Origin of the sequence: Pseudomonas sp. NPDC096925, assembly GCF_044762545.1 — a bacterium.
Taxonomy (GTDB): domain Bacteria; phylum Pseudomonadota; class Gammaproteobacteria; order Pseudomonadales; family Pseudomonadaceae; genus Aquipseudomonas.
The window spans coordinates 343866-360026 of the sequence record NZ_JBIWEM010000004.1 but is presented as its reverse complement, the minus strand read 5'-3'; the positions used below and the strand labels follow the sequence as shown (position 1 = coordinate 360026).

16 protein-coding genes are annotated in these 16161 nt (G+C 62.0%); 4 read left to right on the top strand and 12 right to left on the bottom strand.

The window, feature by feature from the left end; genetic code table 11:
* Positions 1–1191 carry an alpha-xenorhabdolysin family binary toxin subunit A gene (locus tag ACIQYU_RS15460; RefSeq protein WP_207832981.1) on the bottom strand — a complete coding sequence of 397 codons (1191 nt, stop codon included), beginning with the start codon at positions 1189–1191 and terminating at the stop codon, positions 1–3.
* Positions 1192–1405: 214 nt separating this feature from the next.
* Here ACIQYU_RS15460 and cmoA point away from each other — a divergent pair, with 214 nt between their 5' ends.
* Both cmoA and cmoB read left to right on the top strand, forming a co-directional pair.
* The gene (cmoA, locus tag ACIQYU_RS15455; RefSeq protein ID WP_207832984.1) at positions 1406–2149 is read left to right on the top strand and encodes a carboxy-S-adenosyl-L-methionine synthase CmoA; all 744 of its coding nucleotides are present in this window, start codon (positions 1406–1408) and stop codon (positions 2147–2149) included.
* Complete coding sequence (gene cmoB, locus ACIQYU_RS15450; RefSeq protein WP_207832986.1) at positions 2146–3102, top strand: tRNA 5-methoxyuridine(34)/uridine 5-oxyacetic acid(34) synthase CmoB; 957 nt, start codon at positions 2146–2148, stop codon at positions 3100–3102. The genes cmoA and cmoB overlap by 4 nt, the downstream gene beginning before the upstream one ends.
* A gap of 69 nt (positions 3103–3171) precedes the next feature.
* Here cmoB and ACIQYU_RS15445 read toward each other — a convergent pair whose 3' ends face one another.
* Positions 3172–3375, bottom strand: a complete 204-nt coding sequence (locus ACIQYU_RS15445) for a hypothetical protein (protein WP_207832988.1) — start codon at positions 3373–3375, stop codon at positions 3172–3174.
* 348 nt (positions 3376–3723) lie between these two features.
* On the opposite strand from ACIQYU_RS15445, the gene ACIQYU_RS15440 reads away from it, so the two are divergent.
* On the top strand, positions 3724–4398 hold the full coding sequence (locus ACIQYU_RS15440; protein WP_207832990.1) for a heavy metal response regulator transcription factor: 675 nt from the start codon (positions 3724–3726) through the stop codon (positions 4396–4398).
* Entirely contained in the window at positions 4395–5777 is a 1383-nt protein-coding gene (locus tag ACIQYU_RS15435) for a heavy metal sensor histidine kinase (RefSeq protein WP_207832992.1), read from the top strand. The genes ACIQYU_RS15440 and ACIQYU_RS15435 overlap by 4 nt, the downstream gene beginning before the upstream one ends.
* A gap of 125 nt (positions 5778–5902) precedes the next feature.
* Here the strand turns inward: ACIQYU_RS15435 and pdxJ are convergent, their stop codons facing one another.
* The 10 genes from pdxJ to rpoE all read right to left on the bottom strand — a co-directional run bounded on the left by pdxJ (position 5903) and on the right by rpoE (position 15930).
* Positions 5903–6625, bottom strand: coding sequence for a pyridoxine 5'-phosphate synthase (gene pdxJ, locus ACIQYU_RS15430; protein ID WP_153670549.1), 723 nt, complete (start codon positions 6623–6625; stop codon positions 5903–5905).
* A gap of 61 nt (positions 6626–6686) precedes the next feature.
* Positions 6687–7370, bottom strand: a complete 684-nt coding sequence (gene recO, locus ACIQYU_RS15425; RefSeq protein ID WP_063913171.1) for a DNA repair protein RecO — start codon at positions 7368–7370, stop codon at positions 6687–6689.
* 168 nt (positions 7371–7538) lie between these two features.
* Positions 7539–8441, bottom strand: coding sequence for a GTPase Era (gene era, locus ACIQYU_RS15420; RefSeq protein WP_063913172.1), 903 nt, complete (start codon positions 8439–8441; stop codon positions 7539–7541).
* Positions 8434–9123, bottom strand: a complete 690-nt coding sequence (gene rnc / locus ACIQYU_RS15415; RefSeq protein ID WP_003258487.1) for a ribonuclease III — start codon at positions 9121–9123, stop codon at positions 8434–8436. The genes era and rnc overlap by 8 nt, the downstream gene beginning before the upstream one ends.
* Positions 9124–9284: 161 nt before the next feature.
* The gene (gene lepB / locus ACIQYU_RS15410; RefSeq protein WP_063913173.1) at positions 9285–10139 is read right to left on the bottom strand and encodes a signal peptidase I; all 855 of its coding nucleotides are present in this window, start codon (positions 10137–10139) and stop codon (positions 9285–9287) included.
* A gap of 5 nt (positions 10140–10144) precedes the next feature.
* Positions 10145–11944, bottom strand: a complete 1800-nt coding sequence (gene lepA, locus ACIQYU_RS15405) for a translation elongation factor 4 (protein WP_025340425.1) — start codon at positions 11942–11944, stop codon at positions 10145–10147.
* Between the two features lie 181 nt (positions 11945–12125).
* On the bottom strand, positions 12126–13526 hold the full coding sequence (locus ACIQYU_RS15400) for a DegQ family serine endoprotease (protein ID WP_370464236.1): 1401 nt from the start codon (positions 13524–13526) through the stop codon (positions 12126–12128).
* A gap of 222 nt (positions 13527–13748) precedes the next feature.
* Entirely contained in the window at positions 13749–14714 is a 966-nt protein-coding gene (locus tag ACIQYU_RS15395; protein WP_207832996.1) for a MucB/RseB C-terminal domain-containing protein, read from the bottom strand.
* A 12-nt stretch (positions 14715–14726) separates the two neighbouring features.
* A complete protein-coding gene (locus ACIQYU_RS15390) occupies positions 14727–15317 on the bottom strand; it encodes a sigma-E factor negative regulatory protein (RefSeq protein WP_063913177.1) in 591 nt (196 codons plus the stop codon).
* A gap of 31 nt (positions 15318–15348) precedes the next feature.
* Entirely contained in the window at positions 15349–15930 is a 582-nt protein-coding gene (gene rpoE, locus ACIQYU_RS15385; RefSeq protein WP_003252049.1) for an RNA polymerase sigma factor RpoE, read from the bottom strand.
* Between the last annotated feature and the right edge of the window lie 231 nt (positions 15931–16161).

The following is a 16161-nucleotide window of genomic DNA, read 5'->3' as shown; positions in this document are numbered from 1 at the left end:
TCAGGCATCCTCATACTCTTCAACGAGTTCATCAAACAGTTCAGACAGCGTGTGGCAGATGCTTCCTATCTTTGTCCAGGGCTTGATAACTTCCGAAAAATCATGAACGAACGCCTCCAACTGGTTCATATCCTTCAACTCGTTTGCTTCGTTTACCGAATTGTTGGCATACGAGGCCAGGAACAACCAGACATCCGCCAGACGCCGGGTTGCCGATGACAGGTCCTTGCACCTGAATTGCAAATCCCTGACCAATGTCGAGATACGCTCGAAGTCTTGGAGGGCTGGCAAGAGCTTTGCCATTTCTTGCGTCAGCTCATCACGCTTTTCGATCAGTGCATTCTTTTCTGCACGAATGCTTTCGGCTTTCGAGCCGAAGACGCCGCCGGTCACGGCGACCCCAATCGGTCCGAACCAAAGACCAGTGAATGCATAGCCCACGTTGGTAGAATAATCAGACGCCAGCTGATCGATCTTTTCATCCCATTCATCGAGTTGCTGCCGTTTTTGCATGATGACTTCACTGGAAGCCTTTTCGTCGAAATGCGCGATCAAGCGCCCCAGGCGCGGCTTGATCTCGCGCTTGATTTCACTATTGAACCAATTGGCGCGGGCGTCCACTTCATCGATGCGGCGCCGAGTGCCTTCGATTTCCCTTACCAATTCGGTAATGCCGGGTGCCAGCACACTCTTTAGCTGCGCCTGCTCCTCTTCACTCAACGCCGTGATATACACGTCGTCACCTTGTTCAGCCCTGGCTCTCTTGATCGTCAGAAATACATCGCTGCTTTCCAGGTTGTTCAACAAGGTGCCACCACGCTGTACCAGGCTCTCAGCGAACAGCTCGATTTCCGGGCCCAGTTGCTTGACGCTACGCTCGAGTTTGTCCCATTCATCGATATGCCTGTGTAGCGCACGATAAAGCTCATACACAAGCGCAGCGTCCAGCCCCAAGGCTGCGTAATCAACTTCCTTCTCGACCTGACCCAAGGTACGCGGCAACTGACTCACCACATTGGCGTACCTTTTTATTGCTTTCAGGTTCTCCGCAGTCAACAAGCCCCCTGCTTGCTGACCACTGCTCAGCCGGCTTTCAAGAAACTCAAAATAGCGCTCCGGTAGCATTTTAACTTTGCTAAGCGGATCCATTTCATCTACGGTACATTTTTCCAAGTCAGTTGCGACAGCCATTACTCACCTCAAGCTATTGACTACAGCATGCACAGTCATGCGCTTGAATTTTGTTTCTTCGTCGGCCTCGATACTGTCGCTTTGATAACGTATCGATGTGGGAAACTTCGATTTATGCTGGGCTAACTGTCCAGCCCTCTCGTAGCATTGCCATGGCAAGACGCGTGGCCTTTGGCTAAAATGCGCCTCCGTTTCACCCTGTATCGAGCCTGCCGTGAGCAAACAACCCGACCGCCTTTTCGCCCAGCCCCTGGAGCAGGTGCCCGACTTCGTCTTCAACGAGGATGTGGTGCGCGTGTTCCCGGACATGATCAAGCGCTCGGTGCCGGGCTATCCGACCATCGTCGAGAACCTCGGCGTGCTGGCTGCACGTTTTGCCCAGCCGCATACCGCGCTGTACGACCTGGGTGCTTCGCTGGGGGCCGTTACCCAGTCGCTGCGTCGCCATGTGCGCAGTGACGGCTGCCGGGTGATTGCCGTGGACAACTCCGCCGCCATGGTCGAGCGTTGCCGTCAGTACCTCACCGCCCAGGACTCGATGTTCCAGGAACTGCTGCCGGTGCAGGTGCTGGAAGCCGACATCCTGGCCCTGCCCTTCGAGCCCGCCTCGGTGGTGGCGATGAACTTCACCCTGCAATTCATCGCCCCCGACCAGCGCCTGGCGCTGCTCGGCCGCATCCGCCAGGCGCTGTTGCCCGGTGGCGCGCTGATCCTCTCGGAAAAACTGTGCTTCGCCGATGCTGAACAGCAGGACCTGCTCAATGAACTGCACCTGGACTTCAAACGTGCCAATGGTTACAGCGAACTGGAAATTGCCCAGAAGCGCAGCGCCATCGAGAACGTGATGAGGCCCGACACCCTCGAAGCCCACCAGGCGCGCCTGCGCGCAGCCGGCTTCTCGAAGGTGGTGCCTTGGTTCCAATGCCTTAACTTCGCCTCTTTGATAGCCCTGCCATGATCGATCTGTCCCCCCTCGTCCGCCGCCTGGCGGGTACGCCCCTGGCTTCCTGGTCGCAAGGCCTGCAAGCGCAACTGGAAGCCAAGCTGGAGAAGGGCCACGGTGACCTCGACCGCTGGCGCGGTGCGCTGGAGGCCCTGCCCGCCCTGCAGCCAAGCGAAATCGACCTGGTCAACGGGCTGCGCCTGGACTGCGATTGCGACGACGCGACCCGCACACAGATGCGCCAGGCACTGATGGGCCTGTCGCCCTGGCGCAAAGGGCCGTTCGACCTGTTCGGCGTGCATGTGGACACCGAATGGCGTTCGGACTGGAAATGGTCCCGGGTTGGCCCGCACCTGGACCTCAAGGGCAAGCGCGTGCTCGACGTGGGCTGCGGCAACGGCTACTACCAGTGGCGCATGCTCGGTGCCGGCGCCGACATGGTGATTGGCGTCGACCCCAACTGGCTGTTCTTCTGCCAGTTCCAGGCCGTACAGCAGTACCTGCCCGAGCTGCCCGCCTGGCACCTGCCGTTCGCCCTGGAAGACCTGCCGGCCAACCTCGAAGGTTTCGACACGGTGTTTTCCATGGGTGTGTTCTACCACCGCCGCTCACCCATCGAGCACCTGCTGGCGCTCAAGGACTGCCTGGTCAAAGGTGGTGAACTGGTGCTGGAAACCCTGGTGATCGAGGGTGACGAAAACCAGGTGCTGGTACCTGAGGACCGCTACGCGCAGATGCGCAACGTCTGGTACCTGCCGTCGGTGCCGGCCCTGGCGCGCTGGTTGCGCCGTGCCGGTTTCAGCGATGTGCGTTGCGTCGATGTCAGCGTGACCAGCGTAGAGGAACAGCGCAGCACCGAGTGGATGCGCTACCAGTCACTGGGCGACTTCCTTGACCCGAACGACCACAGCAAGACCATCGAAGGCCTGCCGGCCCCACGCCGAGCCACCCTGCTGGCGCGCAAATAAAAAAAGCGCCCGGATGGGCGCCTGAATACACCTGCGCCGAGGAGCTGTCACGGCGCAGGTGCTGTTAACTCAGTCCTTGGCCAACTCGCGGGCCTTCTCCTGTGCTTTACGCTCACGCTCGACAACGGCCTGTTGCTTGTCGCCGTACAGGCGCTGCTGGTCTTCGCGGAACGCTTGCCAGAATTGTTTCGAACGTTCCGCGCCGCCCTCGGCATAAACACTGGCGCTGCCCAGGGCAAGGGTGGCCAACAGCAGGTACTTGGTCAGGTTCATCGTGGTTGCCTCGTGATAACCGATCAGACAGGGCCATCCTAGCGAGGGTTAGCTAACGGCAAGGTGAGGCGGGGATTACAGTCTTGCAATGTGGCCCTGTGTTGTCTGTGCTGGCCTCTTCGCGGGTAAACCCGCTCCCACAGGAACTGCACAGATTTCAGCGTCTGTAAGTTCCTGTGGGAGCGGGTTTACCCGCGAAAGGGCCGCAACAGACAGCCAGATAACAGCAGCATTACAAATCCGTTATCTGCGCCGCGCGCCCTTACTCATGCCGTAACATCCTGCGCCTTGACCCTGATGCCACTACAGGGTCGAGAATCGCCCCCTTTCATCACACCGAGCCCACCCATGCGCCTACTGATCATCGAGGACGAACTGCGTACCGCCGACTACCTGCAACAGGGCCTGCGCGAGAACGGCTACGCGATCGACTGCGCCCACACCGGCACCGACGGCCTGCACCTGGCCCGCCAGCAGCCCTACGACCTGGTCATCCTCGACGTCAACCTGCCCGAAATCGATGGCTGGACCGTGCTGCAGCGGCTGCGCGCCGAATCGGCCACGCGCATCATGATGCTCACCGCCCACGGCCGCCTGGCCGACCGGGTCAAGGGCCTGGACCTGGGTGCCGACGATTACCTGCTCAAACCCTTCGAGTTCCCGGAACTGCTGGCACGCATCCGCAGCCTGCTGCGCCGCAACGACCAGCAACTGCAGCCCAGCACCCTGCGCGTCGCCGATCTGGAGCTGGACCCCGGCCGCCACCGTGCCTACCGTGCCGGGCAGCGTATCGACCTCACCGCCAAGGAATTCGCCCTGCTGCACCTGCTGATGCGCCAGACCGGCGAGGTGCTGTCGCGCACCCAGATCATCTCGCTGGTGTGGGACATGAACTTCGACTGCGACACCAATGTGGTGGAGGTTTCGATCCGGCGCCTGCGGGCAAAGATCGACGACCCGTTCGACAACAAGCTGATCCATACCCTGCGTGGCGTCGGCTACGTGCTCGAGGCACGCTTTTGAAAAACGCCAGCCTGTCACTGCGCCTGGGCCTGAGCATGACGCTGATGGGCGCCGCACTGGTGATGCTGCTGGCCTGCCTGGCCGTGTTTGCCCTCGATCACGAACTGGACAGCCGCGCACGCAAGGACCTGGCGCGCAAGATGCTGCAGGTCGAGCACAACCTGCGCGTAGACCTGCGCAGCGAAGACCTGGGCACCCGCGCCCATCCTTTGCTCGACCTGGTGATGGGGCACGACAACCTCAGCCTCAGCGTGCTGGCCCTCGAAAGCCGCCACCCGCACCTGCTCAGCCTGGGGCCAGCACTGGAATCGCAGGTTGGCGAGCTGCGCACCGAGGCCCGCCTGGCCTTTCATGCGTGGCGCGACAGTAATGGCAACCAGATACTCACCGCGACCCGGCTGATGCGCCTGCGCGACGACACCCCGGTCAAGGTGATGATGTCGCTCAACCGCGCCGACGACAACGCCCTGCTACAGGCCTACCTGCACTCCACCTTGCTCGCGCTGCCGCTGCTGTTACTGCTGATCGGTGCCGGCGCCTGGTGGCTGATGCAGCGCGGCCTGAAACCACTGCGGCACTTCCGGCGCATTGCCGGCCAGGTGTCGGCCCAGGACCTGCAACATCGCCTGCCCGCTACCGGTCTGCCGCTGGAGCTGGCAGAGCTGGCCCGCAGCATCAACGTGATGCTCGACCGCCTCGACCAGGGTGTCAGCCAGCTGTCGCAGTTTTCTGACGACCTGGCCCATGAACTGCGCACACCGTTGAGCAACCTGATGGGCAAGGCGCAAGTGACGCTGGCCCGCGAACGGGACAACGCGAATTACCGGGAAGTGCTGGAAGACAGCATCGAAGAGCTGACCCGGCTCAACCGCATCATCAACGACATGCTGTTTCTCGCCCAGGTCAGCCAACCCCAGGCCCAGGTTGCGCTCAAGCCCATGGCATTGGCCGACGAGACTGCGCGGGTCGTCGAGCTGTTTGCCTTCAGTGCCGAGCTGAAAGGGATTGAATTGCGTGTTCAGGGCTGGGGGACGGCGCAGGGTGATCGGCTGATGTTTCAGCGGGCATTGTCGAACCTGTTGAGCAATGCCATTCGGCACTGTCCCGATGGCAAGCCTGTGGAGCTGCGCATCGAGCGCCTGGGCAGCGAAGTTCGGCTGTCGGTGGAAAACCAGGGGCCTGGTATTGCTCAAGAGCATCAGTCGCGCTTGTTCGAGCGGTTTTACCGGGTGGGCTCGGGGCGCTCGCGGCTGGAGGGTGGGACCGGGTTGGGGCTGGCGATCGTGAAATCGATCATGCAGTTGCATGGCGGGCGGGTCGAGGTTAGCAGCAGCCCCTTGGGGCCTACCCGCTTTACCCTGGTGTTTCCTGCCGATTGATCGCTGCCTGTGCCGGCCTCTTCGCGGGTAAACCCGCTCCCACAGGGATCGCACACGCCTCAGGCCTGTAGGGTACCTGTGGGAGCGGGTTTACCCGCGAAGAGGCCGGTACAGGCGACCAGCGGTTAGCGCGAAGCCGCCACGATCAGCGCCTTCATCTCGGCCACTGCGGCCTTGAAGCCGACGAACAGCGCATGCGCCACCAGCGCATGACCGATGTTCAGCTCATTGATGCCCTTGATCGCCGCCACCGCCTCGACGTTGTGGTAATGCAACCCGTGGCCGGCATTGACGATCAGCCCCTGCCCCACGCCAAACGCCACGCCATCGACGATACGCTTGAGTTCCTCGGCCACTTCGGTCGGGGTTTCGGCATCGGCGTAGCGCCCGGTGTGCAGCTCGATGGCTGGCGCACCAACCCGGCGCGATGCCTCGATCTGCCGCTCGTCGGCATCGATGAACAGCGACACTTCGGCACCGGTACGCGACAGGCGTTCAACCGCCGCCTTGATCCGCGCCTCCTGGCCCGCCACGTCCAGGCCACCTTCGGTGGTCAGTTCCTGACGGGTTTCCGGTACCAGGCAGATGTGCGCCGGGCGAATCTTCTCGGCAAAGGCCATCATCTCTTCGGTGACGCCCATCTCGAAGTTCATGCGGGTCTGCAGCACATCCTTGAGCAGTACCACGTCACGCTCCTGGATGTGCCGGCGGTCTTCACGCAGGTGCACGGTGATGCCATCGGCGCCTGCTTCCTCGGCATCCAGGGCAGCCTTGACCGGATCAGGGTAACGCGTGCCCCGGGCCTGGCGCAGGGTCGCCACGTGGTCGATGTTTACGCCAAGAAGCATGCGGTTGCTGTGAGTCACGAAAGGCTCTCCTGAAGATTGAGCCCCACAGCATACGTCGTGATCAGCGCTTGCGAAACAGTTCCCGGCTGACCAGTGGTTTTGCCCCCAGGTGAACGGCCAACGCCTGGCGCATCAGGCGCTTGGCGGCGAGCAAGGCACCTGGGGCATCCCAGTCGGCTTCGGCCAGGGCCAGCAGCTCGGTACCGCGGAACAGCCCGGGTTGCACCAGTTCGATTCGCTCCAGGCCGGCATCCACACGCAAGCGGTACAGGCCGTCGGCCGTGATCGGCTGATCATTGACGTCGTGGTGCAACGAAAACGCATAACCGAGCTCATCCAGCAGCCGCCATTCGAAGGAGCGCAGCAGCGGCTCCAGCGGACGACCGGCGGCCAGGGCCTGCAGGGTCAGGGTGTAGTGCTCGAACAGCACCGGGAAAGGCGCTTCGGCGGGCAGCAGGCGCATGAGCAGTTCGTTGAGGTACAACCCGCTGAACAGGGCATCGCCATGCAGCCAGGCGGCGATGCCGGCGCTGTCCATCCGCCCGACATTCTTCAGCTCGCCACGTCCGCGCAGCTCCAGTTCCAGCGGCACGAACGGCCGTACCAGGCTGCCACCCTTGCCACGCGCACGGCGCAGCACGGCGCGCATGCGGCCCTGCGGGGTGAAGAAGTCCACCAGCGCGCTGGTTTCCTTGTAGGCACGGCTGTGCAGCACGTAGGCTGGCTGGCCGACAGGTTGTTCCATGGAAGATCACTCAGCCCAAGTTTGATGCAAATCCCTGTGGGAGCGGCCTTGTGTCGCGAAAGGGGCGCGCAGCGGCCCCAAGATCTTGGCTATTGCATAGATTCTGGGGCCGCTTCGCAGCCCTATCGCGACGCAAGGCCGCTCCCACAAAGGGGGGCCGTGCGAGGCTTACAGGTCGCCGTAACCCAGCGAACGCAGGGCGCGCTCGTCGTCGGACCAGCCGCCTTTCACCTTGACCCACAGGTTGAGCATGACCTTGGAGTCGAACAGCACTTCCATGTCCTTGCGCGCCTCGGAGCCGATGCGCTTGATGCGCTCGCCCTTGTCGCCAATGATGATCTTTTTCTGGCCGTCGCGCTCGACCAGGATCAGCGCGTGAATGTGCAGCACGTGGCCCTGCTGCTTGAATTCTTCAATTTCCACAGTGATCTGGTACGGCAATTCCGCACCCAGCTGACGCATGATCTTCTCGCGCACCAGTTCGGCGGCCAGGAAGCGGCTGCTGCGGTCAGTGATCTGGTCTTCCGGGAAAAAGTGATCGTTCTCGGGCAGGTGCTTGGCGATCTGTGCTTCCAGCGCCTGGAGGTTGTGCCCCTGCTGTGCGGAAATCGGCATCACTTCGGCGTTCGGCAACTGCTCCTGCAGCCATTGCAAGTGCGGGATCAGTTCGGCCTTCTCTTCCATGCGATCGGTCTTGTTGACCGCGATGATCAGTGGGCCGGTCACGTACTGCACGCGCTCCAGTACCAGTTGGTCCTCGTCGGTCCACTTGGTGCGGTCGACCACGAAGATCACCACGTCGACGTCCTTCAGGGCCGCCGAGGCGTTGCGGTTCATGTAGCGGTTCAAGGCCTTGTCGTTGGCCTTGTGCATACCGGGGGTATCGACGTAGATCGCCTGCACGTCACCCTCGGTCTTGATGCCGAGCATGTTGTGGCGGGTGGTCTGCGGCTTGCGCGAGGTGATCGCCAGCTTCTGGCCGAGGATGTGGTTGAGCAGGGTCGACTTGCCCACGTTCGGGCGGCCGACAATGGCCACGTAGCCGCAGCGGGTCGGGTTGCTATCAGTCATTGCCATTCTCCACGCCCAGGGCGATCAGTGCAGACGCGGCGGCGACTTGCTCGGCGATACGCCGGCTAACGCCCTGGCCACGGCTCTTGTTGTTCAGCAGCACCACTTCGCATTCGACGAAGAAGGTCCGGCAGTGCGGTTCGCCCTGGATATCCACCACTTCGTAACGCGGCAGCTCACAGCTGCGCGACTGCAGGAACTCCTGCAGGCGGGTCTTGGGGTCCTTGTTGGTATCGACCAGGGTCAGGCCTTCGAACTCATCGGCCAGCCAGGCCAGCACGCGCTCCCGCGCCGTTTCCATGTCGGCGTCCAGGTAGATGGCGCCAATCAGCGCCTCCAGGGCGTCGGCCAGGATCGACTCGCGGCGGAAGCCACCGCTCTTGAGCTCGCCCGAACCCAGACGCAGGTGATCACCCAGGTCGAAACCACGGGCCAGGCGGGCCAGGGTTTCCCCCTTGACCAGGCGCGCACGCAGGCGCGACAGCTGGCCTTCGCGGGCCTGCGGGAAGCGCTCGAACAGCGCTTCGCCGGCGACGAAGTTGAGAATGGCGTCACCGAGAAACTCCAGGCGCTCGTTGTTGCGCCCGGCGTAGCTGCGATGGGTCAGTGCCAGGAGCATCTGGTCCTGGTTCTTGAAGGTATAACCGAGCTTTCGCTCCAGACGGGCAAGGGGAGCACTCATGCAGCCACCCGTTCGTTGTTCAACGCGTTGTTCAAATCAACATCCTGAAAGACTGTTTGGCTGTGGTCCGCCGCGATTTGCGACGAATCTCCCGATCCCTGAGAACACAGCCTATGTCAGAAATGCATTCGGCGCTGCCTGCTGGCCAGCGCCGATGGGTATCAATGGATCAGACCGACCCGCGACAGGTTGGGCAGGTGGCTGAGCTTGGGCTCTGGCCAGCTCATCCACACCGCGAAGGCCTTGCCGACGATGTTCCGGTCCGGAACCATGCCGTGCAGTTCCTTCGGGATGTTCGGGTCATCCCAGTAACGGCTGTCGTTGGAGTTGTCGCGGTTGTCGCCCATCATGAAGTAATGGCCTGCCGGCACGGTCCATTGCTGGTCCGGCGGCATGCGGTAACGGCTCATTTCCTTGCGGATCAGGTGCTCGGCCTCGCCGAGCTTTTCCTTGTACAGCTCGGCGCTGCCCAGGGTGCCCGGCTCGGTGCCCACCAGTTGTTCGGCAATCGGCTGGCCGTTGACGAACAACCGTTTGTCGTTGGTATAGCGCACCACGTCGCCTGGCAGGCCGACCACACGCTTGATGTAGTTGACGTTCGGGTCGCTCGGGTAACGGAAGACCATCACATCACCGCGTTGCGGGTCACCCACCTCGATGACCTTCTTGTCGATCACCGGCAGGCGAATGCCGTACGAGAACTTGTTCACCAGGATGAAGTCGCCCACTTCCAGGGTCGGCTTCATCGACCCCGAAGGGATCTGGAAAGGCTCGACCAGGAACGAACGCAGCACCAGCACGATGAACAGCACCGGGAAGAACGACTTGCCGTACTCCACCAGCAGCGGCTCCTTGCCCAGGCGCTCGACCACCGCCATCTCGGGCTGGCTGACGCTGCCCTGGTAGTTGGCGATTGCCGCACGCCGGCGCGGGGCCAGGAACAGCAGGTCGATCAAGCCCAGCAAGCCGCAGACGAAGACGGCGATGACTAGCAACAGCGGGAAATTTAGCGACATAGGACCTAGCTATCCAACCTGAGCACGGCGAGGAAGGCTTCCTGTGGAATCTCCACGTTGCCCACCTGTTTCATGCGTTTCTTACCGGCCTTCTGCTTCTCCAGCAGTTTCTTCTTACGGCTGACGTCACCACCGTAGCACTTGGCCAGTACGTTCTTTCTGAGCGCCTTGACGGTTGTCCGAGCAATGATCTGGCCGCCGATAGCTGCCTGGATCGCCACGTCGAACATCTGCCGAGGGATCAGTTCCTTCATCTTCTCGGTCAACGCACGGCCCTTGTAGGCCGCGTTGTCGCGGTGCACGATCAATGCCAGGGCATCGACCTTGTCGCCGTTGATCAGTACGTCCAGCTTGACCAGGTTGGCCGACTGGTAGCGATCGAAATGATAGTCCAGCGAAGCATAGCCACGGCTGGTGGACTTGAGGCGGTCGAAGAAGTCCAGCACCACTTCGTTCATCGGCAGGTCGTAGCGCACCTGCACCTGGCTGCCGAGGAACTGCATGTCGCGCTGCACGCCACGCTTCTCGATGCACAGGGTAATGACGTTGCCCAGGTGCTCCTGCGGCACCAGGATGGTGGCGGTGACGATCGGCTCGCGGAAATCGGCGACCGCCGAGACGTCTGGCAGCTTCGATGGGTTGTCGACGGTGATGGTCTCGCCGGTTTTCAGTTCCAGCTCGTAGATCACGCTTGGCGCAGTGGTGATCAGGTCCAGGTCGTATTCGCGCTCCAGGCGCTCCTGGATGATCTCCATGTGCAGCATGCCGAGGAAGCCGCAACGGAAGCCGAAGCCCAGGGCGTCGGAGCTTTCCGGCATGTATTGCAGCGACGAGTCGTTCAGGGTCAGCTTCTGCAGCGCATCGCGGAAGTCCTCGAAGTCGTCGGAGCTGACCGGGAACAGGCCGGCGTAAACCTGCGGCTGGATCTTCTTGAAGCCTGGCAGCACCTCGACCTCAGGGGTGCTGGACAGGGTCAGGGTGTCACCGACCGGGGCACCGTGAATGTCCTTGATGCTGGCGATGATGAAGCCCACTTCGCCGGCTTTCAGGTCGGCGGTCTGGGTGTGTTTCGGGGTGAACACGCCCACGCTGTCGACCAGGTGCACCTTGCCGGTGGACTTGACCAGGATCTTGTCGCCTTTCTTGACGCGGCCGTGGCGCACGCGCACCAGCGAGACCACGCCCAGGTAGTTGTCGAACCAGGAGTCGATGATCAGCGCCTGCAGCGGCGCCTCGATATCGCCTTCCGGCGCGGGGATGGTCTGCACCAGGCGCTCGAGCACCTCGTCCACGCCCATGCCGCTCTTGGCACTGCAGGCCACGGCGTCGGTGGCGTCGATGCCGATGATCTTCTCGATCTCGTCCTTGACGCGATCCGGGTCGGCCTGGGGCAGGTCCATCTTGTTCAGTACCGGCATGACCTCCAGGCCCTGCTCGATGGCGGTGTAGCAGTTGGCCACGGACTGGGCCTCGACGCCCTGGCCGGCGTCCACCACCAGCAGCGCGCCTTCACAGGCCGCCAGCGAGCGCGAGACTTCGTAGGTGAAGTCGACGTGGCCGGGGGTATCGATGAAGTTCAGCTGGTAGACCTTGCCGTCCTGCGCCTTGTAGTTGAGCGTGACGCTGTGGGCCTTGATGGTGATACCGCGCTCACGCTCCAGGTCCATGGAATCGAGCACCTGGGCTTCCATCTCGCGTGCCGACAGGCCACCGCACATCTGGATGAAACGGTCGGCCAGCGTCGACTTGCCATGGTCGATGTGGGCGATGATGGAGAAATTGCGGATATGACTCAAATCACTCACGGGTCAACACTCGAAAAGGCTGCGAGCCGGACGCCCGCCGAAAAATAGCCGGGAATTGTACCTTAAGCTGCCGGGATATGGGAGATTCCTCTATCGGGCTGTACACAGCATTGGCCCCTGAATTGTGAACTTTCATGAAAAAGGGCAGCCGAAGCTGCCCCTTTTCTCCTAGCGAAGCCGCTTATTCAGCCAGCTTGAAGGTAATGAAGCTGGCACGGCCCTGACGCAGCACGCGCATCGACACCGAACGGTTCTTCGGCAGTTCCTTGGCGATTTCGGTGAATTCCTTGGCCGAACCGATGGCCTGGTTGTTCAGGTGGCTGATGACGTCACCCGGGCGCAGGCCGATCATCGCGGCCGGGCCATCCTGGACTTCCTTGATGACCACGCCACCCTTGAGCTCCAGGGCTTTCTTCTGCTCGGCGGTCAGATCGGCTACCGAAACGCCCAGGCGGTTGCTGCTGCGCTCGGCGCTGCCTTCGGCGCCGGCAGCGATGTCGGCATCGTCGTCCGGCAGTGCGCCAACGCTGATGTCGAGGTTCTGGCGCTTGCCGTTGCGAATGATCTCCAGCTTGGCCTTTTCACCATCCTTGAGGCTGCCGACCAGATGCGGCAGGTCGGCCGACATGATGATCGGCTGGCCGTTCATGCTCAGGATCACGTCACCCACCTGCAGGCCGCCCTTGGCCGCCGGGCCGTTTTCCAGCACCTGGGCCACCAGGGCGCCAGCCGGCTTGTCCAGGCCGAACGATTCAGCCAGGTCCTTGTTGACCTCCTGGATCACCACGCCCAGCCAGCCGCGGCTGACCTTGCCGTCTTTCTTCAGCTGATTGGAAACGTCGATCGCCACGTCGATCGGGATGGCGAACGACAGGCCCATGAAACCGCCGGAACGGGTGAAGATCTGCGAGTTGATACCCACCACTTCACCGTTCATGTTGAACAGCGGGCCACCGGAGTTGCCCGGGTTGATGGCCACGTCGGTCTGGATGAACGGTACGTAGGTGTCGTTAGGCAGGGTACGGCCCTTGGCGCTGACGATACCTTTGGTCACCGAATGGTCGAAGCCGAACGGCGAACCGATGGCCAGCACCCACTCGCCCACCTTGAGTTTCTCGGAGTCACCCAGCTTGACGGTCGGCAGGTTCTTGCCCTCGACCTTGAGCAGGGCCACGTCGGTGCGCGGGTCGGTGCCGACCAGCTTGGCCTGCAGCTCGCTGCGGTCCGACAGGCGGACGATGATCTCGTCGGCATCGGCTACCACGTGGTTGTTGGTCAGCACGTAGCCATCGCTGGAAATGATGAAGCCCGAACCCAGCGACTGGGCCTCGCGCTGGCGGTCGCCACGCGGCGAGCGCGGCTGCTGCGGCATGTTGCGCTCGAAGAACTCGCGGAACATCGGCGGCAGGCCTTCCAGGTCGGGCATCTGCCCGGCGGCCATGCGGCGGTCCGGCAGCTTCTGCTTGGTACTGATGTTGACCACGGCTGGCGAGGCCTGCTCGACCAGGGTAGTGAAGTCCGGCAGGGCTTCCTCGGCCTGGGCGCTGAGCACCTGGCCGAGCATCAGCACGGCGGCGAACATCGATAGGTAGGATTTCAAGCGTGGTATTGACATACGGCTCCCGTCACAACGAGCGGTAGTTTAGAAAGGCCCCTGCGCAAAGCAGGAAAGGCCAGGCTCCAAGAAGCCTGACCTATAGAAAATTTGCCGAAGGATTGCAAATGACAATGCTTTAATTTCATTTCAGCGGCATGCCTGCGCGCCTTGGCATGGCCCGCACACCAGGCCCGCAAAAGCGCACCATCACTGGCGCGCCTGGTCATCCTGAGGGCGCATCGACAGCGCCACGCGCTCTGCGGTACCCAGCGGAATTTCGCCGACCACAGTGACCATTACCCTGCCCTTTGGCGTGTTCAGCCGACGCGAAACCGCCGAAGTCGGGCCAAGCTGGGTACGCATGTCAGTACCCCCCTCATCCTTCACCGGTTCGAGGAATACCGAGAAGCGCGCCAGGCCATCGTCATACATCAGGCTGCTGACCGTGCTGTCATGCTTCGGATCGCGGCGTACCGAGCTGTTGACCAACTCGAAGCCTGGCGGCAGCCAGTCCGAACGCCAGCCGACGACCCTGTCGTTCCCGGCAGCAGCCACCTGCTGCACCGGCTTGCACGCAGCGCTGGGGCGCAGGTCATCGTCGCTGGGCAGCTCGTCGGTTTCGAGGCGGGTCATCTGGAAGCGCTCCAGCAACTGCCCCTTGTCATTGATCATCAATGAGCGCAGCGGCAGGCCGGTAGAACGGTCCAGGTGCAATTCGAAGGCATAGCGATGCTGGTCGCGCGGGGTGAGCGTCACGATCACGGCATCGCGCCCGGCGACCCGTGACTTGCCCGCCACGCTCAAGTCATACCAGCCCATCAGTTTCAGCGGATCAAGCACACGCGGCGCGGCGTCCGGGGGTGTCGTAACACCACTTGCCAAGGCCCCGCTGACGCACTCTGCCTTGCCATCCACGCGCACGATTTCCTGGGCGGCGCCATCGAGCTGCAACAGCCGCTCGCTGACCTTGCCGTCGTCGACCCTGTGCCAGATCTCGTGGGAAGAGAAGCTGCCATTGCGTTCGTAGACAAAAGAGCCCTGGTAGCTCTGCTTTTGCTCGGCCTGTGCCAGCTTGTTCAGCCACTCGCTCGCCTCGGGCGAGGAATTGGCCGCCAATGCTGGCACCGTCATGCAGCTGCCAATCAGCAGCGACAGGAGAGGTAGCGCGCGCATGATCCTCCTTACTTAACGGTTTTCCAGGCTGGCGGCGCGGGCATACGGCAATGCGGTTTCAGTGCCCTTGAGCGCAGATTCCTGAGCATGCTGGCGCAGGTAGCCTGGCAGACGCTGATCCCAGCCGGCCTGGTTCTGCAGCACGCCGTTGGCCATCGGCCCGGTCGGTTGCTCACTGCTCTCACTATAGCCTGCCAAAACGGCTGGGCCTTGCGCTTGTGGCACACTCAGGCCTTGCTGGGCAGGTTGCTGGGCAGCCAGCTCGGCGCCAGTGATCTCGTCCTGGTTGTACATGCGTACACCAGCCAGCACCGCCAGAGTGACCGAGGCAGCTACCGCCAGGCGGCCAATGCTGCGCCATGGGCCTTTCTTGACCTTGGCCGGCACGGCTTCGTCAGCCAGCGCTGCAGACACCGCCGAGGCGATATCCAGGTTAGGCAGCAGCAGCTCCTTGTGCATGGCTGCGCGGGCAACCTGGTAACGCGACCAGGTGGCACGGGTTTCAGCATCGTCTACGGCGTTCAACACCCGACGCAGTTCAAGCTCGTCCGCTTCGTTATCCATCACCGCGGACAGCGATTCCTGCAAAGCTTCACGACTCATGGCGGTTCCTCTCTTGGCTGTCGCCGCTGTCTCAGGTTTCCTGCAGCAAAGGTTGCAGGGCTTTGTCTATGGCCTCCCGAGCGCGGAAGATTCGAGAGCGCACGGTACCCACCGGACATTGCATGACACTGGCAATGTCTTCGTAACTCAGCCCGTCGAACTCGCGCAGGGTCAGTGCCGTGCGCAGGTCTTCAGGCAGCTGCTGGATGGTGCGATGGACGGTGCCTTCGATTTCATCCCGCAACAAGGAGCGTTCTGGGGACTCGAGATCCTTGAGACCATGATCGCCGTCATAAAACTCCGCATCCTCGGAGCTCACATCGCTGTCTGGCGGCCGTCTTCCACGGGACACCAGGTAGTTCTTCGCCGTGTTGATGGCGATGCGGTACAGCCACGTATAGAACGCACTGTCTCCGCGGAAGTTGCCAAGCGCACGGTAGGCCTTGATGAAGGCTTCCTGTGCTACATCCTGGGCCTCGTGGGTGTCGTGAACGAACCGCACGATCAACCCGAGAATCTTGTGCTGATACTTCAGCACCAACAGATCGAACGCTCGCCTGTCACCGCGCTGAACGCGCTCTACAAGCTGCTGATCCTCTTCCTGGGTTAGCATGAACACTCCTCAGTGAACTCGAAGGAGCGCTGCAACGGCCATCGTTCAGGCTTGCAACCATAGACTCGGGCTTTGCGCAAAAGTTCTCCCCTCCAAGCAAGTTTCCTGCAGCCCTTGGTCGGCTTGCACGGAAGACGCGGCGCGGTCACGGCCGGCTACGTCGATAATCAGGTTTCGAGTACGCAGGGACAGCCAGGACGGGCCTGCCACCCTGCGTCGCCGCGGCATGTT